Source organism: Sinomonas sp. ASV486 (assembly GCF_030908215.1).
GTDB lineage: Bacteria > Actinomycetota > Actinomycetes > Actinomycetales > Micrococcaceae > Sinomonas > Sinomonas puerhi.
In genome coordinates, this window is sequence record NZ_JAVFJK010000008.1 from 81,473 (window position 1) to 102,739 (window position 21,267).

Here is a 21,267-nt window from a genome sequence, read left to right on the forward strand (position 1 = left end):
GATGAGCGCGAACTGTGGCCGTAGCTGTGCGCACGTGGCCTGCGCCGCTGGGCGGTGTTCGGCGTGGGACCGTGATCGGGCCCCGGCATCCGGCTAGCGTGGAGAAGGTGAAACGCACTCCGTTCGAGCTGGCTGCCATCGCCACCGCCGCCGTCCCCGGACTGAAGCCGACCGCTGCCGCGGCTTCCCCGGACGACGCGACCGATTTCGACGCCGCACTCCTCGAGACCGCGGACGGGCGGCGGTGGCGCATCCGCTGCCCGCGTGGAACAGAGGCGAGCGCACGCCTCGAGACGGAGATGACCGTGCTGAGGGCTTTCGATCCGTCGGTGCGCGCGGAGCTGCCGTTCCAGATGCCCGCAGTCGCGGGGACCGTCCGGATGGACGGCCTGACCACTTGCGTGTACACGAACTTGACGGGGACGGTCCGTGGGCTCGACGAACTCACTGCTGGCACCGCACGCCTCGCTCGGGAAGTCGGCGCAACGCTCGCGGCGATCCATGGCCTTCCCCAGTCGCTCGTCGACGGCGCGGATCTGCCCTCCTACACAGCCAACGGCTTCCGCCAACGACGCCTCAACGAGCTCGATCAGGCCGCCACGACGGGGAAGATCCCACCTGTGCTCCTGCGCCGATGGGAGCAGGCCATGGAGGACGTGACACTGTGGCGGTTCAACCCGACGGTTGTCCACGGCGACCTGCACGAGGACAACCTCCTCGTCGACGAGGAGCGCGTCACCGCCGTGACAGGGTGGACGGACCTGCGGATCGGTGACCCGGCCGACGACTTCGCTTGGCTCGTGGCATCCAATGAACCGAAGTTCATCGAGTCCGTCCTCGCCGCCTACCATTCCTCGCGCAAGGAGCCGGTCGACCCGCAACTGGCCCGCCGCGCGGCCCTCGCGGCCGAGTTCGCCCTCGCCCAGTACCTCGTGAAGGCCCTCGCCCTCGGCGACGACGGTGCCGTGGCGGACGCACGGCACATGCTCGCCGAGCTCGCCGCCGACATCGAGGCAAGCGAAGCGGCTGAAGCCGAGGCCGCGGCGGCGGGCCCGATCCTCGAGGATGAGGACCCCGACGGCGCACCCGCCGAGGCCGTACCCGTCGACGCGGTGTCGGTGAGCAGCCCAGCCGGCGGCACCCCGGCACTGACGGGCGCCGCAGCCGAGGATGACGACGCGGACGGCCAGACGGAGACCGACACCACCGCCCTGCCGGTGGTGTCGGTCTCCAACCGCCTGCCCGAGGCGTAGCGCCGGCACCAAGAGCCCCGTCCGGCTAACGCAGCGCCTTCGCGACAAGTGCCTCGAGCTCTGCCTCCCCCGCGAGCCCGGTGGGACGCACCACGGTTCCGTCCGCGAGGTAACAGAAGGCGGCGCGGATCGTCTCGAGCGGTGCGCCGGTGAGACGGGACCAGGCCAGACGGTAGACCGCCAGCTGGACCGAGCGGGACTTCGCCTCGGAACCCTTCGGCGCCCTCCCGGTCTTCCAGTCGACGAGGTCCCATCCGCCGTCGGCATCCCGGAACACGGCATCAATCCGGCCGCGTACGACGACGGGCCCCACCCGGGTCTCGATGGGGACCTCGACGTGTGCGGGCCGACGATCGGCCCATTCCGTGCGCTTGAACGCCCGCACGAGCGTGCCCAGCTCGTAGGCCTCGTCCACGTACTCGTCCGAGCTGTCGAAGCCCTCAAGGTCGAGCATGGCGCTCGTGCCGTAGTGCTCCTCGACCCAGGCGTGGAAAGCGGTGCCCCTTCGGGCCGCCATCCCGGGCCTTCGCGGGACCGGCCGCCGGAGTTGGCGCACCACCGCGTCCCGGTCCTCGCCGAGGGCTACGAGTGTGGAGGCCGAGACGTGCTCGGGAAGCCGGACTCCTGCGGCGCCCTCGGACCGGGTCTGCTCTGCTAGCAGCAGCTCGGCCTCACGGGCCCAGTCCGCAGCGCGTCCGACGGCGGCGCGATGTCCTTCTGCGGCAGTGTGTCGGGGGGCAGCGGGGTGTCCGGTGTCTCGGGTTTCCCCCGGACCGGGCCCGTGGATCTTGGCCAAGACCTTCCCGGCAGCGGCTTCGACGGCGGCGCGTCGGCCCGGGGCGAGGCTGCGGCGGAGCCCCGTCACCGCGTCGAGCGGCCCTTCGAGCGGGTCGTAGGGCCAACGGGCGCGTTCGGATTCCGCCTGCAGAGGGTTCTCGTCCGGCAGGTCGGCGTCGTCGGCCCACGCGATGACCTCGAAGCCATGCGCACCGGCAGCCTCGTGCAGTTCGTCCAGGAACGGGGAGGCCTCCATGGGCTTGGTCCGCGTGCTGCTCCACGCGAAGCCTGTGGCCACGAGCAGCGAACGGGCTCGGGTGAACGCGACGTAGGCGAGGCGCCGGTCCTCACGTTCCGCGTGCTCGGAAGCGTCCTCGGAGAAGAGCTTATCGGCGTCGACCCAGCCCTTCTGGTCGGGCTGGTCAGTGTCCCAGGCCGGAAGGTCCTCGCGGTCCCCACGCAGCGGCCAGGGGAGGGCCGATGTCCCGCTCGTCCACCTGTCGTTCCCACCGGACGGGAACATCCCGCGGTTGAGGCCGGCAACCACGACAGCGTCCCACTCGAGGCCCTTAGACGCATGAATGGTCAGGAGCTGGATGGCCCCCGGCGTCGGATCACTCGGGGCCATGTCGAGCCCGGACTCCTCCTGTGCCGCAGCCTCGAGCCAGGTCAGGAATGCGAGCAGCCCAGGCTCGTGCGACTGGGCGAGGAAGGAGGCTGCTGCCTCGGCAAACGCGTCCAGGTTGCGCCGCGCCTCGTGCACCGAGACGCCGGGCCGGGCCGCGAGCTCGATGTCGAGGAGCAATGCGCGCTCGACGTGCGAGATGACGGTGGAGAGGTCGTCCCCGGCCATCGACCGCAGCGTGCGCAGTTCGTCGCGCAGGCGGCCCAGACGGCAGAGGCCTTCGGCGCTCAGGCTGCGCCCGGCGCCCGACGCCCATGCATCCCGCGGCAGCCGGTCGATCGCCTCTATGAGGCTTGAGGCCTCGGCAAGATCACCCTCGATGAAGGCGTCCTCCTCCGTGCCGGGTGCATCGAGATCCTGTTCATCGGGCCGGGCGGCGTAGGCCCGGAGCGCCGCTAGGTGGCGTGACCAGTCGGCGAGCGCCATGAGGTCCGCCGGACCGATCCTCCAGCGCGCGCCGGCCAGGAGGCGCATGAGGGCATCGGAGCGGCCTGGGTCTGCGATGACCCTCAGGGTCGAGACGATGTCAATGACCTCAGGCGTGTCGAGCAGGCCGCCCAATCCGACGACCTCGAAGGGCATCCCCCTGCGCTCGAACTCGCCCCGGATTGCGGCGAACTGGGACCGCTTGCGGCACAGGACCGCAAGGGTCGGACCGTGTTGGGACTCGCTGCCCTCCCGTGACGGCCAAGTCCGGATGAAGGCCTCGAGTTCGTCGGCGACCGCGGTCGCCTCTTCACGTTCATCGGGAAACCGCCCGATCCGTACGCGGCCTGCGTCCGCGTACGGGCGAGGCTCAAGCCCCCGCACGTCGACACGCGCGCCTCCCACGAGGTAGGCGGGCGGACGTGCCAGCGGGGCGGCAACGGTGTTGGCAGTCTCGAGCACGGTCGTCGAGTTCCGCCAGGCGGTGGTGAGGTGAGAGGTCCGCGCAGGTGCGAGCGCGCCGTCGTGCGTCACACGCGGGAAGACGCGGGGGAAGCTCTCGAGCTGCCCCGCGGAGGCTCCGCGGAAACCGTAGATCGACTGGTTCGGATCACCCACTGCCGTCACGGCCTGCCCGCCCCCGAACAGGGCGGAGAACAGCACCAGCTGGGCGTAGGACGTGTCCTGGAATTCGTCCAGGAGCACCGTGCGGTACTGCGACGCCAGCAGTCGGCCAGCCTCCGGGACGGTCGTCGCGACACGCGCGGCCAGCGCCACGAGATCGCCGTAGTCCAGGACTCCGCGGTCCCGCTTGGCGGCAGCGTAGCGCGCGGCAAGTCGTGCCACGAGCGCTCTGTTGCGCAGCTTCTTGAGCAGCTCCAGCGCAGCGGCAGTCTGCTTCCCTCCGCGTCCCCCCGGCGGAAGCTTCTCAAGCCGGGCTACCTCGTGCTCGAGCCATTCGCGCACGCTCTCGGGTTCCTGCAGGTGTTCGGCGCACTCGCCAGCCATCTGGGTGACGGCGGCGATGAGAGTGCTCTTGGCCGGGAAGCCGTCCCACGTACCGCCGTCGTAGGCCTCCACGACGCGGGCGGCAAGCTGGAACGACTGCGCCGGGCCGAGGATCACCGCGTCACGCTCGACTCCCAGCCGCAGTCCGTGGTCTTGGACCACGGTGTTCGCGAACGAATGGTAGGTGGAGACGGTCGGGTCGAGCGACTCGGGATCGGCGGCGGAAGGGGCGATGCCCTCGATGCCGCGGCGGGCGAGACGGGTGAGACGGCCCAGCTGGGTTCGGATGCGCGCTGAGAGCTCGCCAGCAGCCTTACGTGTGAACGTCACCCCGAGCACCTCGTCGGGCCGCACCCAGCCGTTGGCCACGAGCCACACGACCCGGTCCGCCATCGTCGCAGTCTTGCCGGAGCCTGCTCCCGCGACGACGAGGCGAGGTTCGAGCGGCGACGAGATGATCTCGGACTGCTGCGGAGTGGGCCGGTGCTGTCCGAGGAGTTCGGCGAGCTCCTCGGGGGTAAACCGCGGTTCGGGAACCTCGCCGAGAGACCCGTTGGAGGGCTCGCCGGGCCCCTGCCTGACACCGAAATCGACGGCATCTGCGCTCATTCAGTCACCTGCCGTCCGCGCGAGCACAGCGGGCAGACGTCGGGCAGCCTGCATCCGCCCGAAAACCCGGCGCCGGGCTCATGGCGAGCCTCGAAGGTCGCACCGGCCATGATCTCCGCTGCGCGCTCGACGAGCTGGATGGCCCACGCCGCGTCGTCGAGGGCTGTCTGCTGCTGGACCGTGAGCTTGACCGTCCCGTCGCCGAGCTGGACGAGTTCGGCTCCTCCGGCGGATCCATTGCCCGGCTGAGCCTCGCCTTCATCAGCGAAGGCGCCGGCCAGTACGGCCACCTGGTAGGAGGCCAGCTGGGCGTGCTCGTCGAGCTCGACCGCCTTCGGTTTGCGCTTGCCTGTCTTGAGGTCGACAACGACGAGCCGGCCCGCGTCGTCGACCTCGAGCCGGTCGACCTGGCCGCGCAGCACTGTGCGCGCGGCGATCTCCGCTGTTCCGATGCCTTCCAAGGACGTGGCGAAGTCGACCTCGACGCCGAGGAGTTCACGACCATTCGTGCGGACATACTCCGCGAGCTTCCGGACCATCGACGTGGCCCGTTCGAAGTCGAGCTCTCCCTCCCACGAATCGCCGAGGCCAAGGCTAGGCCAGCGGCGCCGTAGTTCGGCCAGATACTCGGGCGACGTGCCCGCCGGAATGTCCTGTGCGATGGCGTGGACCAGGGTCCCAAGACTCCGGGCGAAATCCGTGGTTGCCTCTCCCCCGGCGGCCGAGACGAACCAGTCGAGGGGATTCTTCGAGGCTGTCTCAACCTTGGAGGGCGAGACATAGACGGTTCCCTCCGGCGGCACCACCGGGCCCGCGCTGCTCAGCGGCGCGAGGCCATACCACTCGCCGGGGTGGGCACCGGGTGCGCCCGCGGCGACAAGGTCCGCAAGGAGGCTCGCCGCGAACGGGGCATCGTCGTCGTCCTCTTCCACCGACTGCCTCAACTCAGCCACGAGGGGCCGAAGCCCCAGACTGCGCGGTACGAGGGTGAAGGGCCGCACGGTCACGTCGTCGGGAAGCGGGGCGATGTAGTCGAGGAACGGCGAGGGCACCTCGTCTTCGGTGGAGGCGCCAGTGCACACGAGGCGCTCGGAGGCACGCGAGACAGCTGCCGAGAATGAGCGCAGTTCGTCGTAGCGGATGTCCTGGACCCGCGCCCGCGCAGTGACGAGAAGTGCCGACACGACTCCGAGGTCAAGGCAGTCGGTGAAGAGGGTGCTTCCGAGGAGCTCCCCACGCAGGCGCGTGTTGGGCCAAGCGCCGTCCTGCAGGCCCGCGACGAACACGAGCCTCCACTCGCGTCCAGCCGCGCTCGCGGGCGTCAGGAGCTCGACGGCGTCCTCGGCCTGTGCGCGCGGCGCAAGGGTGTCCATGGGCAGCTCCTGCTCGGTGAGGTAATCGAGGAACTGGCCCGGCGATGCGCCGGGAAGCCTGTCCACGTACCGCTCTGCCGTGTGGAACAGGGCCATGAGTGCATCGAGATCGCGGTCCGCGCGCAGCCCCAGGACCCCGCCCGACAATGCGAGGCCGTACCAGCGCTTGGCGAGCCCGGCGGCGTCCCACAGGGCCCAGAGAACGGTCTCTGCGGTGGCGCCGGCCTCCTCGGAGGCGGCCCGGCCGCGGGCGATCATACGGGAGATCCTCCGCGCGGCGCTGGCCTCGAGGCCGAGCGCGTCGAGGGCCCCTGGGATCTCGAGGGCCTCGACGAGGAGCGCATCGCTGGCCCGGCCGCCTCCCGCGGACAGCTCAAGCTGGCGGAGCGACTGCCGCAGCCTGCGCAGCTCGAGTGCCGAGGCGCCACCGATGCGCGAGGTGAGGAGCTCCACCGCGGTCTCCGCCGTGAGCTCCTCAGGGCGGAGCGCGAGCCTGAAGGCCGTGAGCAGCGGCCGGACGGCGGCCTCGTCGCGAACCGCAGTCTCCGCGATGGGCACCTTGACGGGGATGCCCTGGCCCGCGAGGAACCGTTGGATCTGCTCGAGCTTGGACCCTGAGCGGACGATCACAGCCATCTGCCCGTACCCGATGCCGCCGAGCAGGCGGGAATCCTGGATCCGGTGGGCGAGATAGCGCAGCTCGTGGAGCGATGAGTGCAGCACGTGGGCCTCGACGGCGGGGGCGCTGTCCGCTGCCGCGTCGGGGCGCTCCCGGTGGCCCGGCACCACGAGTCGTCGCGCGGCCTGCCCGCCCGGGATGGCGGAGATCCGCTGCGCGACGCCCTCCCACGCCGCCGCGATCCCGGCCGGGAGCCGGTGTGAGGTGGTCAGGGAGAACTCCGCAAGGGACCCGAGGAGTACGCGCAGGCTCGGCACGAGCTCAGGCCGTGCGCCGCGGAAGCCCTGCACAACGACATCGGGGGCCGCAGTGGCGATGACGTCGCGTCCCTCGCACAGGACAGCGAGGAGCTCGAGGACCGACGGGCTCGATTCCTGGACGTCGTCGACGCAGACCAGCTCGAGCCTCGCGCGCTCTTGGGCGAGCAGGTCCGCGTCCTCCGTGAGGATCATGCGGGCGGTGGTGATGATCCCGGCCGGGTCGAAGGCCTCCGGCATGCGGAGCTCAATGATGTCGCGGTACTCCGCATAGAGCTGGGAGGCGGCAACCCATTCGGGGCGCCCTGCCCGGGCCCCGAGCTGGGCGAGCTCGTCCGGCGTCGTGCCGTATTCGGTGATCCGGTCGAAGAGCTCGCGGACCTCCTGCCTGAAGCCGCGCGTGCCCAGAGCCGCCTCGAACCCCTTCGGCCATGCGGGCCCAACCCCGGAGGCCCGATGGCCCTCGAGGATCTGTTTGACGATCAGGTCCTGCTCGGAGCCCGAGAGGAGCCGCGGTGGGCGGGCGAGCCAGTCGAGGCGCCCCTCGGCACGGGCACGGCGGATGAGGTCGAAGGCATAGGACTGCCACGTTCGCGCCGGGGGCGCGCTCAGGCTGCGGTCAAGCCGCGCGGTAAAGGCGTCGCGGAGCCGAGCCGAAGCAGCTCTCGTGGGGGCAAGCAGCAGGACCCCTGCGGGGTCAACGCCGTCCCGCCTCACTCTCATGACTGAAGACTCGACAAGCACGCGGCTCTTCCCTGTTCCGGGCGCACCCCAGACGAGGATCGGACCGCTTCCCCGCTCGAGTGCGAGCACCTGCTCTTGGTCCGGAGAGGGCACCCAGCTGCGCTCAAGGCGCTGCGCGGCCGGCCCAAGGAGCTCCAGCGTGGTTGCGGAGGCAGGATGCGCGGTCATGGATCGATTCCATCGTCGGGGTCCGACATTTCTCGATGCAGTCGGCCGGCGCCGTGAAGCCGGGTCTCGAGGAGGTCCGCGATCTCCTCGACGGCGTCGAGCTCTTCGTCCGTGGGGGCCCATCTGGCCCGGGCAAGGTCAACGCGCCACGCCCCCCGGCCGGGCTCGCCCCGGAGCGGGGTGCCCTCCGCGAGGTAGTTGTCGAGCGCGCGGGCCTCAAGCGATTCTGGAGCCGCGCCGCTTGCCTTGAGGACGCGCCACCACGCCACCTGACCGCCGTAGTGGGACATGACGGCCCCCACCTGGCGTGGCCCGCCCGAACCAAGCAGCTCGGCCACGTCGCCATAGGCAACGACACGCCCTTCCGGGATGAGCTCGATGACGGCCAGCACCGCATCGACGTACTCCTCCCGCATCGCTCCAGCCTAGTCGGGGGCGCCCACACGATTGTCCAAGCGCGCTGGCGTGCCCCGACGAGAAATGTCGGAGGCCGCGAATAGCGTTGCAGCATGAAGAGCGAAGCCCAGAACCCCCAGCTCCAGACCCCCGCAATCCATAATGCCCAGCCGTGGAACGCTGGGGCCAGGGCGGCCTTCGATCTCGAGACGACAGGACGCAACTCGCGTGCGGCTCGAATCGTCACCGCCAGCATCGTGGTGCTCGCTGCGGACGGCAGCGTCGAGGTCGAACACGAATGGCTCGCCGATCCCGGCGTCGAGATCCCCGCCGAAGCCGCTGAGGTCCATGGAATCACCACCGAGAAGGCCCGTTCGGAGGGTCGGCCTGCCGGGGAGGTGGTGGGCGAGGTCGCCTCCACGCTCCAGGATCTCTTCGATCGCGGGGTGCCTGTCGTGGCCTTCAATGCCTCGTACGACTTCACGGTCATGGCGGCGGAGTGCGCGCGGCACGGCATCTCCCAGCTCACGCGATTCCCCGTCCTGGATCCGTACGTCATCAACAAGCAGGTCGAGAGGTTCCGCAAAGGCAAGCGCACCCTCGGAGCCCTGTGCGAGCAGTACGGCGTGATCCTCACGGACGCACACAGCTCGGGCGCGGACGCGCTCGCCGCAGCGCAGCTGTTGGACGCCATGGTCACGCGCTTCCCCGAGCTCGACAGGCCTGCGGCCCATCTCCACCGCAACCAGATCGATTGGTCGGCCGCCCAGGCCGCCGACTTCCAGTCGTACCTCCGCCGGACCAAGCCCACCGCCGTCGTGGAGGGTGACTGGCCGGTGCTCCTCCCGCACGACGCCGGTCAGGCTGGCTTCTAGCCTTCGTCCTCCGGGCTGCTCGGGACCGGTCACCATCCGCGCTGCATTGCAGCCTGCTGCAGCGACGGAGGATCAACTGAGAGTGAGATCACACAGCGGCGTGGGAACTTCCGCATTCTGCAGGCGTGTTCATGGATTCCGTTCCGACGCCTAGCCTGATTCAGATGAGGGAGTGGTCGAGATGGGCCGCCGAAGAATCTTCGATGATTGTGGCAATATTTCGGAATGTGTTCTCCGTCTATGCCCAAAGTGCCAGTAGCTCATAATGGTATGCAGCCCAGACGTCCCACCGTGCCGATCGCACGGTACACGCGCGCGTCCTGCATTCACATCAGAAAGCGATGGCTCTCCATGAAGCTCAAAGCACCCAAGTGGCTCACGGTCGCACCCGTCGCGGCCGTACTCGCCCTCACGCTGGCCGCCTGCGGCGGCGCAACGACGTCGTCGTCCGGCACTCCGACCAATGCTCTCCAGGGCAGCGACCAGCAGGCCCTCGACAAGTACACGACCGCGTCGGTGACCCCAGTCGACAAGATCGACACCTCGAAGCTCGGCCTCATCACGCCCGGCACCATCAAGGTCGGCACGCTCTCCGACGCGCCGCCGAACATCTTCATCGACAAGGACGGCAACTTCACGGGGTACGACAACGAGCTCCTGAAGGCCATGGCCGCCAAGCTCGGCCTCAAGGTCGAGTTCGTCTCGACGAAGTTCCAGAGCCTCCTCGCCCAGGTCAAGACGAAGCAGTTCGACATGGGCTCGTCGTCGATCTCCACCACGGACGCACGCCGCGAGACGGTTTCCTTCACCAACGGATATGACTTCGGCTACATGGCCATCGTCACGAAGGACGGCGCGAAGGTGAAGACTTTCGACGACCTCAAGGAGGGCGTCCGCATCGGCGTTGTCCAGGGCACCGTTCAGGACGACTTCGTCACGAACACGCTTAAGCTCGAGCCCGTGCGGTTCCCCGACTACAACACCGTCTACGCCAATGTGAAGAGCGGACAGATCGACGCGTGGGTCGCCCCGTCGCAGCAGGCCGAGGGCCAGGTCAAGTCCGGTGACGGCACGGTCATCGCTCAGAAGAAGGTCAACACCCAGAACTTCACTGCTTACGCTGTGGCCAAGGAGAACCAGCCCCTCATCGACGCGCTCAACTCGGCGCTCGATGCGGTGATCGCCGATGGCACGTGGTCCAAGCTGACCGCACAGTGGTACTCGGACCGCCCCACCCTGAAGGAGCAGACTCCCGAGGGCTGGAAGCCGGGCAGCAAGGCCGTCCAGGTCAGTACTGCCAAGTAGTCGGTCGCACCCACCTAGCCGACAGACAGGCGCCCCATGGATTACCTGACCAAACTCGGAGAGACCTTCTTTGACTGGAAGGTCATCGGCGAGGTCCTGCCTGCCCTCTTCACGGTCGGCCTGCCGAATACGCTCGTGCTCGCACTCTCCTCAGGGATCATCGGCACGGTGCTCGGCATGCTGCTCGCACTGATGGGGATCGCGCGAAATCCAGTAGCGCGATGGATCGCCCGGGGGTACACGGACATCTTCCGTGGACTGCCGGCGATCCTCACCATCCTCGCTATCGGCCTCGGCTTCGGCCCGATCGTCCGTGAGCTGACTGGGATCTCGAGCCCTTATCCGATGGGCGTCGCTGCGCTCTCCCTCATCTCCTCGGCATACATCGGCGAGATCTTCCGCTCGGGCATCCAGAGCGTCGAGAAGGGCCAGCTCGAGGCTGCGCGCGCGCTCGGATTCGGCTACGGGCCGTCCATGCGGATGATCGTCGTGCCGCAGGGTGTGCGACGCGTGCTGCCGGCACTGGTGAACCAGTTCATCTCCCTGATCAAGGACTCCTCGCTTGTCTTCACCCTCGGGCTTCTCGCCTCCGAGCGGGAGATCTTCCAGATCGGCCAGGACGAGGCAGCTCGCACGGGCAACCTCTCCGGCTACGTCGCGGCGGCGATTTTCTATCTGGCCATGACCATCCCGTTGACGCATCTCGTGAACTGGATCGACGCCCGCCTGCGGACCGGGAGGTCCAAGAACCGCGCCGAGAAGGCAGAGCCGGACGAGGCCGCAGCCATCCTCGGGAAGGGAGCCAAGTCATGAGCCAGTTCTCCTCTGGATCCCTCGAGGCCAAAGGCATCCACCTCGCGTTCGGAAGCAACAAGGTTCTGCGTGGCATCGACCTCACCGTCCCTGCTGGCACAACGGCCTCCGTCATCGGCCCCTCGGGCTCGGGGAAGTCAACGCTCCTGCGCGTGATGAACCGGCTCATCGAGCCCGATGCCGGGGACATCCTTCTTGACGGCAAGTCCGTGCTGAAGGACAGCCCCGACGAGCTGCGCCGGCGTATCGGCATGGTCTTCCAGCAGTTCAACCTTTTCCCCCACAAGAGCGTGGGAGAGAACGTTGCGTTCGCCCTGCGCAAGCTCCGCAGAATGCCCAAGGAGCAGGCTCGCGACGAGGCGCTCGCCCAGCTTGACCTCGTGGGGCTCAAGCACAAGGCGGACGTGCGGCCGGCCACCCTCTCGGGTGGCCAGCAGCAGCGGGTCGCCATCGCACGGGCGCTGGCGATGAAGCCGGAGGTCATGTTCTTCGACGAGGCCACGTCCGCTCTGGACCCCGAGCTCGTCAAGGGCATCCTCGCGCTCATGACCGACCTCGCCAAGGGCGGTATGACCATGGTGGTTGTGACTCACGAGATGGGCTTCTCGCGGAACGTCTCGGACACGGTGTCCTTCATGGACGGCGGCGTCGTCGTCGAGTCCGGGGCGCCAGAGAAGCTCTTCGACAGCCCGCAGACCGACCGGCTCAAGCGCTTCCTGTCCGACGTGCTCTAGAAGCGCAGCGTCGGAGCTTCCGCTCCACGCACGACGGCGGGGTCCCCACTTGCGGGGGACCCCGCCGTCGTCCGTGCCGGCTCCAGCGGGACCGTGCCCTATAACGGGAGGCCCCCGGCGCCCTTGAGGTCGCGCATGACAATCGTCGAGGTGAGCTTCGCGACGCCCGGCAGAGCGGCGAGGTGCTCGTCGTAGAGGCGCTGGTACGCGGGCAGATCGGCGGCGACGCAGCGCAGGAGGTAGTCGGGGTCGCCGAAGAGCCGGTACCCCTCGACGATCTGCGGCTCGGCCACGACGGCGTCCTCGAAGGCGCGGATGCGCTCCTGGGAGGTCTCGCGCAGGGTCACGAAGACCATCGCCCCGAACCCTAGCCCGACCTTCGCGGGATCGACCTCCGCCCGATAGCTGCGGATCACCCCAGACGACTCGAGGTCCTTGAGCCTGCGGTGGCACGGTGCCACGGTCAGGCCGACCTCGGATGCCAACGCCGTCGCCGTCATCCGCCCGTCACGCTGGAGGGTACGCAAAATACTCTTGTCGATTGCGTCGATCACGATAGGAATCTATCCCAAGATCGATTCCGAGGCGAGAAATTGGTGAGCACTTCTCGGGGCAAGATTCGTACTCTTGCAGCATGGATCTGACCCCGCTGCTCGGCTTCGCCGCCATCTCCCTCACGCTCGCGCTCACCCCGGGCGCGGACTGGGCATACACCATTGCCGCGGGTCTCCGCCCCGGCTCCCCGGCGCCGTCGATCGCGGGGCTGTGCGCGGGATACGTGGTGCACACGGCCCTGGTCGCGATGGGGCTCGGAATGCTGCTCGCTGCACGGCCCGATCTGGTCTCCATGCTTTCCATCGCCGGGGCGGTGTACCTGGTCTGGCTAGGAGTTACGACGACGCGTGGCTGGCGTCGGGCAGGATTCACCGGGGGCGGGGCGACGCTGCCCTCGGGGGAGGCGCTCGACGCCGCCGTGCGCACCCCGGGTCCCATGGTCGACTTCCTCAAGGGCCTCGGCACGAGCGGGATCAATCCCAAGGCACTGCTGCTGTTCGCGGCAGTCATGCCGCAGTTCGTGCGCACCGGCTCGCCGATGCCAGTCGTCGCCCAGACCACGGCGATGGGGCTCACCCATCTCGCGTTCACCATCGTGGTCTACACCCTCGTGGCGGTGGCAGCGCGCCGACTCCTGGCCGCCAAGCCGAAGCGGGCGCAGATCGTGACGCTCGTGAGTGGGGTGCTCATGCTCGGCATCGGCGGCGGGCTGCTCGCCGAGCAGGGCGCGGCCCTGATCGGGACGCTCGCATAGGCGCCAGAGACCCCACAACCGGCTGCCAGAGACCCCACAACGCCGAAAGGTGACCCGCGTCGGGTAGGCACGACGCGGGGTCACGTATCAGCGACTGGGGGTCACCTATCAGCGATGCGGGGTCACGTATCAGCGACGCGGGGTCACGTGTCAGCGACGCGGGGTCAGGTCCTACGCGCCCGGGAGGGCCGCCGCGGCAGCCCGGGCCGCGGCCGGGAGCGCATCGAAAATGCGGGTCATCGCGGCGTCGTCGTGGGCGGCGGAGAGGAACCAGGCCTCGAAGACGCTCGGCGGCAGGTACACACCGGAGTCGAGCATCGAATGGAAGAAGGGACCGTAGCGGAACGCCTCCTGGGCCTGCGCGTCAGCGTAGTTGTGCACGCCGCGCTCGGACGTGCCGAACGCGACGGAGAACAGGTTGCCGGCCCGCTGGATCGAGTGGTCGACCCCCTCGGCAGACAGTGCCGCCGAGACGGCCGCCGAAAGGTCTGCCGCCCGCGCATCGATGTGCGCGTACACGGCATCGGTGGCCAGACGCAGGGTCGCGACACCCGCAGCCATCGCCACCGGGTTTCCGGACAGCGTGCCGGCCTGGTACACCGGCCCCAGCGGCGCCAGATAATCCATGATCGATGCGCGGCCGCCGAGGGCCGCGACGGGCATGCCGCCGCCGATCACCTTGCCGAAAGTGAACAGGTCCGGGGCCCACCCCTCATGCTGGCCCGTGAGGCCCCAGTAGCCCGCGGATCCCACCCGGAAGCCGGTGAGGACCTCGTCCATGATGAAGAGCGCGCCGTGCTCGGCGGTGATCCGGCGCAGGCCCTCGTTGAAGCCCTCCCTGGGAGCGACGACGCCCATGTTTGCCGGTGCGGCCTCGGTGATGACCGCCGCGATGCGCGACCCGTGCTCGGCGAAGGCTGCCTCGACAGCGGCGAGGTCGTTGTACGGCAGGACGAGGGTCTCGGCGGCGGTGGCAGCGGTGACGCCCGCGGACCCCGGCAGCGCGAGCGTCGCGACTCCGGAGCCCGCCGCTGCGAGCAGCGAGTCGACGTGCCCGTGGTAGCAACCCGCGAACTTCACGACGACATCGCGGCCGGTATACCCGCGTGCGAGGCGGATCGCGGTCATTGTCGCCTCGGTACCGGTGGAGACCATACGTACCCGCTCGACGGCCCCGACCCGCCCGATCAGGAGCTCAGCCAGCGCAGCCTCGTCCGGCGTGGAGGCGCCGAAGGACAGCCCGCGGTCCACGGCCGCGTGGACGGCCTCGAGGACCTCCGGCACGGCATGGCCCAGGAGTGCGGGACCCCACGAGCACACGAGGTCCGTGTACTCCCGTCCGTCCGCGTCGGTCACGTACGGACCCTTCGCGGAAACGAGGAAGCGAGGCGTCCCTCCCACGGAACCGAACGCGCGAACGGGCGAGTTCACCCCTCCCGGCATGAGCAAGCGGGCACGGGCAAAGAGGTCCTCGGACGTGGTCATGCCCCCATTCTTCCATCCAGCGGAGGGCGCGACGGCAGCGCGCGGCGAGTGACCGCCGTCGTGCGTGCCGCCCCAACGCGCACGACGCCGGCCCTCGCCTTCGCGGCCGACGTTGCCCTACGCGAGCAGGTCCGCCACGAGGGGTGCGACCTTGGTGCCGAAGAGCTCGATGCTCTTCATCATGGCGCCGTGCGAGAGTGTCCCGTTGGAGTACTTGAGGTCGAATCGCTCGGTGCCGAGGGCCTTGTGCGTGTCCGCGATCTTGCGTGCCACCGTCTCGGGCGAGCCCACATACAGGGCCCCCGGACGCGATGCCTGGGAGTTGAACTCGGTACGGCTGCCGGGGCCCCACCCGCGTTCCTCGCCGAGGCGGTTGCGCATCGCAAGCCAGTGCGGGAAGAGCTCCTCGCGGGCTTGCTCGTCGGTGTCCGCTATGTGCCCGGGCGAGTGCGTCGCGAGCATCGTGTAGGCCTGCTTGAACTTCTCGAGCGAGCGCTTGTACAGCTCGACGTAGGGCGCGAAGCGCGCGGGCTCGCCGCCGATGATCGCGAAGCTCACGGGGTAGCCGTACTGCGCGGCCCGGACCACCGACTGCGGCGTGCCGCCCACGCCGATCCATGTCCTCAGGAGCCCGTCCTCGAGGTGCGGATAGGCCGTGAGTCCGTTGATGGGCCCGCGGTGGCGGCCCTCCCAGCGGACCGGGTTCTGGGAACGGACGCGGTCGAACAGCTCGAGCTTCTCCTCGAACAGCGTCTCGTAGTCTTCGAGATCGAAGCCGAAGAGCGGGAACGACTCGATGAACGAGCCCCTGCCGAGGATGACCTCGGCGCGGCCGTTCGAGACAGCGTCAAGCGTCGAGAACCGCTGGAAGACACGGACGGGATCGTCCGAGGAGAGGACAGTGACCGCCGAGCCGAGCCGGATGTTCTCCGTCTTCGACGCAATCGCCGACAGGACCACCTCCGGCGCGGAGACGGCGAAGTCCTTGCGGTGATGCTCGCCGACGTCGAACGAGTAGAGGCCCACCTGATCGGCGAGGACGCCTTCCTCGACGACGTCGCGGATCACCTGGGCGTGCGGCTTCGGCTCACCGTCGGGGCCGAGCCCGACGTCGCCGAACGTGTTGAGGCCGAGAAGGACCGGGGTGTGCCCGTCATCTGCATGCATATGCATTCAAACCGCGAGGCTCGCTGCTTCATTCCCTCCCGGTTGCACCGGTGCCCCGCTCAGGCCTCCTTGAGCCAGCCTGCGATCTCCGGCGCCCAGTACGTGAGGACCATGTTCGCGCCCGCCCGGCGGATCCCCAGGACGGACTCCAGGATGGATGCCTTCCGGTCGATCCACCCGCGTGCGGCCGCCGCCTCGATCATCGAGTACTCCCCCGAGATCTGGTATGCGGCAACGGGGACCGGGCTCATGGCGGCGACGTCGGCGAGGATGTCGAGGTAGCTCATGGCCGGCTTGACCATGACCATGTCCGCGCCCTCCTCAAGGTCCAGCTCAACCTCGAGGAGCGCCTCGCGGCGGTTCGCGGCGTCCATCTGGTACGTGCGGCGGTCGCCCTGCAGCTGCGAATCGACGGCCTCGCGGAACGGCCCATAGAACGCCGAGGCGTACTTGGCGGCGTAGGCGAGAATCGAGACATCATGGCGGCCGGCGGCGTCGAGCGCCTGGCGGATCACGGCAACCTGGCCGTCCATCATGCCGCTCGGCCCGAGCACGTGGGCGCCCGCCTCAGCCTGCGCCACCGCCATCTGCCCGTAGATCTCGAGCGTCGCATCGTTGTCCACGCGGCCCTCGGCATCAAGGACGCCGCAGTGACCGTGATCGGTGAACTCGTCGAGGCACACGTCGCTCATGATCACGAGCGAGTCCCCGACCTCTTCACGCACGGCGCGGATGCCCGCGTTGAGCACGCCGTCGGGGTCGAGCGACGCGGTGCCCTCGGCATCGCGCTCCTCGGGCACGCCGAACAGCATGATCCCGCCCAGCCCCAGCTCAGCGGCCTCGGCCGCCGCGCGCCGAAGCGTGTCCGAGGTGTGCTGGACGACGCCGGGCATCGACTGGATCGGCTGCGGCTCGGTGAGTCCCTCCCGCACGAATGCAGGCAGGATGAGCTCGGCGGGGTGGAGACGCGTCTCGGCGACAAGTCGGCGCAGGGCAGGGGTCTGGCGCAGGCGACGGGGGCGGTGGGTCGGGAAGCTCATGGCGTGACTTTCAGGATCGAGGTGGGTCAGGGATTGAGCGAACGGGCGATCGCGTCCACGATGCCTGCAGGGGACGGAGCCGAGGCGGTCGTCGCAGCCGGAATGCCGAGCCGCTCCAGCTCGGCGGCGGTCGGCTCGCCGATCGCGATGAGTCGGGTCTTCTCGAGTGGATGGAGCACGTCGTGGATCCGCCGGGCTGCGCTCGGCGACGCGGCGAGGATCGCGTCGAGACTCCCCGCCGCCAGCTCGTCGTTGGCCTCGTCGGGGGAAAGCACGACGGCGCGCGCTTCCTGCCCGGCCTGCTCACCAGCAGCGAGACTCGTCACGAGACGCCGTTCGGGGTTCGCGGGATAGTCCACCGTACTGTATGCCGTGACCGTCTCGACCGACCAGCCGCGGGCGTCCAGTCCCTCGGCCAGAGTCGGGGCCGCGAGGTTGCTCTGCGGAATGAGCACCCGGGTGATGCCCGCACCGTCGCCGCCCGCGGCCCCCGCGTCGTCCGCGTACGCCCAGAGCTCGACGAGTCCCTCGGCGGACTGCCTGCCTGCCGGAGCGAGGTCCACGCGGAGGCCCTCGGCCTCCAGCACGCGGCGCGAACTGGGGCCGATCGTGGCGATCCGCACCCCTGGCGGTACGAGCGCCGGAAGCCCGACGCCTCGCGTGGCCGCGACCTCCTTGAGGGCGCGCACGGTCGTGATGCTCGAGATGACGAGCCACCCGTACTCCCCCGCCGCGAGCCGGTCGAGGGCCGCGGACAGCAGGGCCTGATCCGGGGCACGCTCGAAGTCGATCATGGGCAGCAGCAGCGGCTCCGCGCCCGCCTCAGCCAGCGCCGCTGCCATGGCCCCGGCACGGTCTGGGCTGCGGGTCAGCAGTACCCTTCGGCCCGCGAGAGGTGACCCCGCATCGCCGGGACGTGACCCCCGGCCACTGAGACGTGACCCCGCATCGCTGAGGGGTGACCCCCCATCACTGGGATCTGACCCCGCATCGCTGGGAGGTGACCCCGCATCGCTGGGAGGTGACCCCGCATCGCTGGCGGCCATCAGGCGCGCAGGTCTGCGAGGTCCGCGGCGCCCTGTGCCAGCAGCTCCTCGGCCAGCTCGATGCCCAGAAGGGTCGCGCCGACCTCGGTCAGGCCGTCGGTGGCCCGCGCGAGGCGCAGCGACTTCGTGCCGTCCACCGCGCACACCACGGCCTCGAGTCGGAGCATGCTCCCCTTGCGCCGGGCGAAGGCACCGACGGGTGCCGCACAGCCGGCTTCGAGGCGGGCCAGGAGCGCGCGTTCGGCCGTTACGGCGAGACGGGTATCGGCGTCCTCGATCGCAGCGAGCGCGTGCGCGAGTACGCCCTGAGCGGCAGAGGCGCCGCTCGCGGCACCGCCGTGCGCAGGCCGTTCGGGGGCGTCCTCGATGCGGCACTCGACTGCCAGAGCGCCCTGCCCGGGCGCCGGCAGCATGACTTCGGGCTCGAAGTGCTCGGTGACCACGTCCGTGCGGCCCAGACGGGCCAGCCCGGCGCCGGCGAGGACGACGGCGTCGAGGTCGCCTGGCGCCTCAGATGCGTTGCCCGGGAGTCCGGGAACCCGGCCCAGTCGCGTGTCGACATTGCCGCGGATGTCGAGGACCTCGAGGTCGGGCCGGAGGGCCCGCAGCTGGGCGGCGCGCCGTGGCGACCCGGTGCCGATCCTGGCGCCGGAGGGCAGCTCGGCGAGGGTGAGCCCGTCGCGGGCGCACAGCACGTCGCGGTGGTCGGCACGGACCGGGACAGCCGCGATGGACAGCCCGGGCGCGCCGGCGGTGGGAAGGTCCTTGAGCGAGTGGATCGCCACATCACACCGGTCCGCGAGGAGCGCTTCGCGCAGCGCCGCGACGAACACCCCGGTCCCGCCGAGGGACGCGAGGGATCCGGTCTTGACGTCACCCTCCGTGCGGATGCGCACGAGCTCGGTCGTGAAGCCTCCCACGGCTGAGAGCAGGTCGGCGGTCTGCTGCGACTGGGTCAGGGCGAGCGCGCTCCCGCGCGTTCCGATGCGAACGGACATGCTCAGGCCTCGGTACCCGGTGCGCTTGTGCCCTGCCGCTCGGCCGTGGCGTCCGGGTACGCATCGTGGGTCGCGCCGAGCACGGTGCTCTCCCCTGTGCCCGCTTCCGCGATCACCGGCTTGGCTCCGCGGAAGTTCTCGCAGCAGCCCGGGCGGCACACGTCGTACCAGGGGCCGAGGTCGGTCGCGTGCGGCCGCTGGGCCAGGTTTCGGTCCACGGTGCGCTCGCTGATGAGCTTCACGAGGCCACTCACGAACTCGCGGTGGACGCCCGGCGTCGGAACGCGGACGGCCTCGATCCCGAGCTCACGGCACTTGTCGAGCGCCTCGGTGTCAAGGTCCCAGACGACCTCCATGTGGTCGCTCACGAAGCCGAGCGGAACGATGACGGTCCCCTTGACAGCCTGCGTCCCCCCGCCGCCCACAGCGATGGCGTCGAGATGGTCGTTGATGTCCGGCTCGAGCCAGGGGATGTGCGGGGCACCCGAGCGGGACTGGTAGACGAGGTCCCAGGCCACGTGGGGAGCCACGGCGGCCATGATGGCGCGGGCGTTCGCGAGGTGCTGCGCCACGTAGGCGGAGCCTCCCTCGAATTCGCGGAGTTCGCCCTCCGAGCGGCCGGCGGCCTCGGCATCACGGGTCGGGATCGAGTGGGTCGAGAAGAGCACGCGGATCTCGGAGTCGCGCGAGCCGTCGGCGGCGCCGAGCGCCTCCCTCACGGTCTTCAGGCCCGCCGAGGTCCCCTCGACGAAGGGCGCCACGAAGCCGGGGTGGTCGAAGTACTGCCGGATCTTGTCCACGCGCAGGCGGCCGGCCAGACCGGTCTCCGTCAGCGCGACGCCGATGTCCTCGCGGTACTGGCGGCAGCTCGAGTAGCACGAGTACACACTCGTGGTGAGCATGAGGACCTTGCGGTGCCCGGCGTCGTAGATGTCCTGGAGTGTCTGGGGGATGTAGGGGTCCCAGTTGCGGTTGCCCCAGTACACAGGCAGGTCGATGCCCTGCGCCGCGAGTTCGGCCTCGAGCGCGGCCTTGAGGGCGCGGTTCTGGGCGTTGATGGGGCTGATCCCGCCGAACGCGCGGTAGTGGTGGCTCACCGCTTCGAGGCGCTCGTCAGGGATGCCGCGGCCGCGGGTCACGTTGCGCAGGAACGGCAGGACGTCGTCCTGGCCCTCGGGTCCGCCGAAGGACGCGAGCAGGATCGCGTCGTACTCGGCGGGCTCTGCACGGCCGGCCTCGGTGACCGGATTCGGCGCAACGCTGACGGCGATAGGTGCGACGGCGCCGTCGACCGTGATCTGGACGGTATCCCCAGAGGTCGAGGCGCTCACGCGAGGACCTCGGCGACCTCGGCGGGCGAGATGCGGCGCCCGGTGTAGAAGGGGACCTCCTCGCGGACGTGGTTGCGGGCGTCTGTGTAGCGCAGGTGGCGCATCATGTCGACGAGGTCGACGAGCTCGGGCGCCTCGAGGGCGAGGAGCCACTCCCAGTCGCCGAGGGCGAATGCCGAGACCGTGTTGGAGAGGACCTGCGGGAAGTCACGGCCGAGCATGCCGTGGTCGCGCAGCATGCGGGAGCGCTCCTCGGCGGGCAGGAGGTACCACTCGTACGAGCGCACGAAGGGGTAGACGGTGAGCCATGTGCTCGGCTCGACGCCGCGGGAGAACGCCGGGGTGTGGCTCTTGGAGAACTCGGCCTCGCGGTGCACGCCCATCGCGGACCAGACGATCTCGGTCTCCGCGAAGAGGTCGCTGCGGCGGATGTCACGCACGGCCTGCTGGAGGGCCTCGGGCACCGGGCCGTGCAGCCAGACCATGATGTCCGCATCGGCGCGCATCGCGGAGACGTCGTAGGCGCCGCGCAGGGTGACGCCGCCGTCGGCAAGGCGGGCAACGAGCGCCTCGAAGTCGGTCACCGCGCTGCCGCTCGGCGCGGCGGCGTCCGGGACGCGGCAGAACACGGTCCAGAGGGTGAAGAACTGCGTCTCTCCGGCACCCTCGTCCTGGCCCGCAGCTTTAGTGACAGATTCGACAGAAGTGTGGCTCATGGTGACCAGTGTGCTCCTTCGGCAACAGCATTTCGAAATTCAGATGTTCTACAGGGTGTAGAAGTGACGAACA

17 protein-coding genes are annotated in these 21,267 nt (G+C 69.5%); 6 read left to right on the top strand and 11 right to left on the bottom strand.

Annotated elements, in window-relative coordinates; all coding sequences use genetic code 11:
- Positions 1-107: 107 nt before the first annotated feature.
- The gene (locus RBS60_RS12605; protein ID WP_307957910.1) at positions 108-1,253 is read left to right on the top strand and encodes a macrolide 2'-phosphotransferase; all 1,146 of its coding nucleotides are present in this window, start codon (positions 108-110) and stop codon (positions 1,251-1,253) included.
- Between the two features lie 25 nt (positions 1,254-1,278).
- Here RBS60_RS12605 and RBS60_RS12610 read toward each other — a convergent pair whose 3' ends face one another.
- From RBS60_RS12610 to RBS60_RS12620, 3 genes are read right to left on the bottom strand one after another with little or no spacing between them, the layout of a single operon-like run.
- Positions 1,279-4,758 (bottom strand): ATP-dependent DNA helicase, encoded by a 3,480-nt coding sequence (locus RBS60_RS12610; RefSeq protein WP_307957911.1) that lies wholly within the window; start codon positions 4,756-4,758, stop codon positions 1,279-1,281.
- Positions 4,755-7,979: an ATP-dependent DNA helicase gene (locus tag RBS60_RS12615; RefSeq protein WP_307957912.1), complete on the bottom strand. Its 3,225-nt coding sequence runs from the start codon at positions 7,977-7,979 to the stop codon at positions 4,755-4,757. Before RBS60_RS12615 ends, RBS60_RS12610 begins: the two co-directional genes overlap by 4 nt.
- On the bottom strand, positions 7,976-8,395 hold the full coding sequence (locus RBS60_RS12620; protein ID WP_307957913.1) for an MGMT family protein: 420 nt from the start codon (positions 8,393-8,395) through the stop codon (positions 7,976-7,978). The genes RBS60_RS12615 and RBS60_RS12620 overlap by 4 nt, the downstream gene beginning before the upstream one ends.
- 93 nt (positions 8,396-8,488) lie before the next feature.
- On the opposite strand from RBS60_RS12620, the gene RBS60_RS12625 reads away from it, so the two are divergent.
- The 4 genes from RBS60_RS12625 (at position 8,489) to RBS60_RS12640 (ending at position 12,102) form a co-directional block, all read left to right on the top strand.
- On the top strand, positions 8,489-9,250 hold the full coding sequence (locus tag RBS60_RS12625) for a 3'-5' exonuclease (RefSeq protein WP_307957914.1): 762 nt from the start codon (positions 8,489-8,491) through the stop codon (positions 9,248-9,250).
- A gap of 351 nt (positions 9,251-9,601) precedes the next feature.
- Positions 9,602-10,555 (top strand): ABC transporter substrate-binding protein, encoded by a 954-nt coding sequence (locus RBS60_RS12630; RefSeq protein ID WP_307957915.1) that lies wholly within the window; start codon positions 9,602-9,604, stop codon positions 10,553-10,555.
- 36 nt (positions 10,556-10,591) lie between these two features.
- Positions 10,592-11,368 carry an amino acid ABC transporter permease gene (locus RBS60_RS12635; RefSeq protein WP_307957916.1) on the top strand — a complete coding sequence of 259 codons (777 nt, stop codon included), beginning with the start codon at positions 10,592-10,594 and terminating at the stop codon, positions 11,366-11,368.
- Positions 11,365-12,102, top strand: coding sequence for an amino acid ABC transporter ATP-binding protein (locus RBS60_RS12640; RefSeq protein WP_307957917.1), 738 nt, complete (start codon positions 11,365-11,367; stop codon positions 12,100-12,102). Before RBS60_RS12635 ends, RBS60_RS12640 begins: the two co-directional genes overlap by 4 nt.
- A 98-nt stretch (positions 12,103-12,200) precedes the next feature.
- Here the strand turns inward: RBS60_RS12640 and RBS60_RS12645 are convergent, their stop codons facing one another.
- On the bottom strand, positions 12,201-12,656 hold the full coding sequence (locus RBS60_RS12645) for an Lrp/AsnC family transcriptional regulator (RefSeq protein ID WP_307957918.1): 456 nt from the start codon (positions 12,654-12,656) through the stop codon (positions 12,201-12,203).
- Between the two features lie 80 nt (positions 12,657-12,736).
- Between RBS60_RS12645 and RBS60_RS12650 the strand changes: the two genes are divergently transcribed.
- Positions 12,737-13,411 (top strand): LysE family translocator, encoded by a 675-nt coding sequence (locus RBS60_RS12650; protein WP_307957919.1) that lies wholly within the window; start codon positions 12,737-12,739, stop codon positions 13,409-13,411.
- Positions 13,412-13,582: 171 nt separating this feature from the next.
- Here RBS60_RS12650 and hemL read toward each other — a convergent pair whose 3' ends face one another.
- From hemL to hemQ, 7 genes are all read right to left on the bottom strand, one after another.
- Positions 13,583-14,896, bottom strand: coding sequence for a glutamate-1-semialdehyde 2,1-aminomutase (gene hemL / locus RBS60_RS12655; RefSeq protein ID WP_307957920.1), 1,314 nt, complete (start codon positions 14,894-14,896; stop codon positions 13,583-13,585).
- Between the two features lie 117 nt (positions 14,897-15,013).
- Entirely contained in the window at positions 15,014-16,063 is a 1,050-nt protein-coding gene (locus tag RBS60_RS12660; RefSeq protein WP_307957921.1) for an LLM class flavin-dependent oxidoreductase, read from the bottom strand.
- Positions 16,064-16,122: 59 nt separating this feature from the next.
- Positions 16,123-17,103 (bottom strand): porphobilinogen synthase, encoded by a 981-nt coding sequence (gene hemB / locus RBS60_RS12665; protein WP_307957922.1) that lies wholly within the window; start codon positions 17,101-17,103, stop codon positions 16,123-16,125.
- A gap of 26 nt (positions 17,104-17,129) precedes the next feature.
- Positions 17,130-17,945, bottom strand: coding sequence for a uroporphyrinogen-III synthase (locus RBS60_RS12670; protein WP_307957923.1), 816 nt, complete (start codon positions 17,943-17,945; stop codon positions 17,130-17,132).
- A 203-nt stretch (positions 17,946-18,148) separates the two neighbouring features.
- A complete protein-coding gene (gene hemC / locus RBS60_RS12675; RefSeq protein WP_307957924.1) occupies positions 18,149-19,147 on the bottom strand; it encodes a hydroxymethylbilane synthase in 999 nt (332 codons plus the stop codon).
- Between the two features lie 2 nt (positions 19,148-19,149).
- The gene (locus tag RBS60_RS12680; RefSeq protein WP_374049279.1) at positions 19,150-20,445 is read right to left on the bottom strand and encodes a ferrochelatase; all 1,296 of its coding nucleotides are present in this window, start codon (positions 20,443-20,445) and stop codon (positions 19,150-19,152) included.
- A 29-nt stretch (positions 20,446-20,474) separates the two neighbouring features.
- Complete coding sequence (hemQ, locus tag RBS60_RS12685; RefSeq protein ID WP_307957925.1) at positions 20,475-21,194, bottom strand: hydrogen peroxide-dependent heme synthase; 720 nt, start codon at positions 21,192-21,194, stop codon at positions 20,475-20,477.
- Positions 21,195-21,267 lie beyond the last annotated feature (73 nt).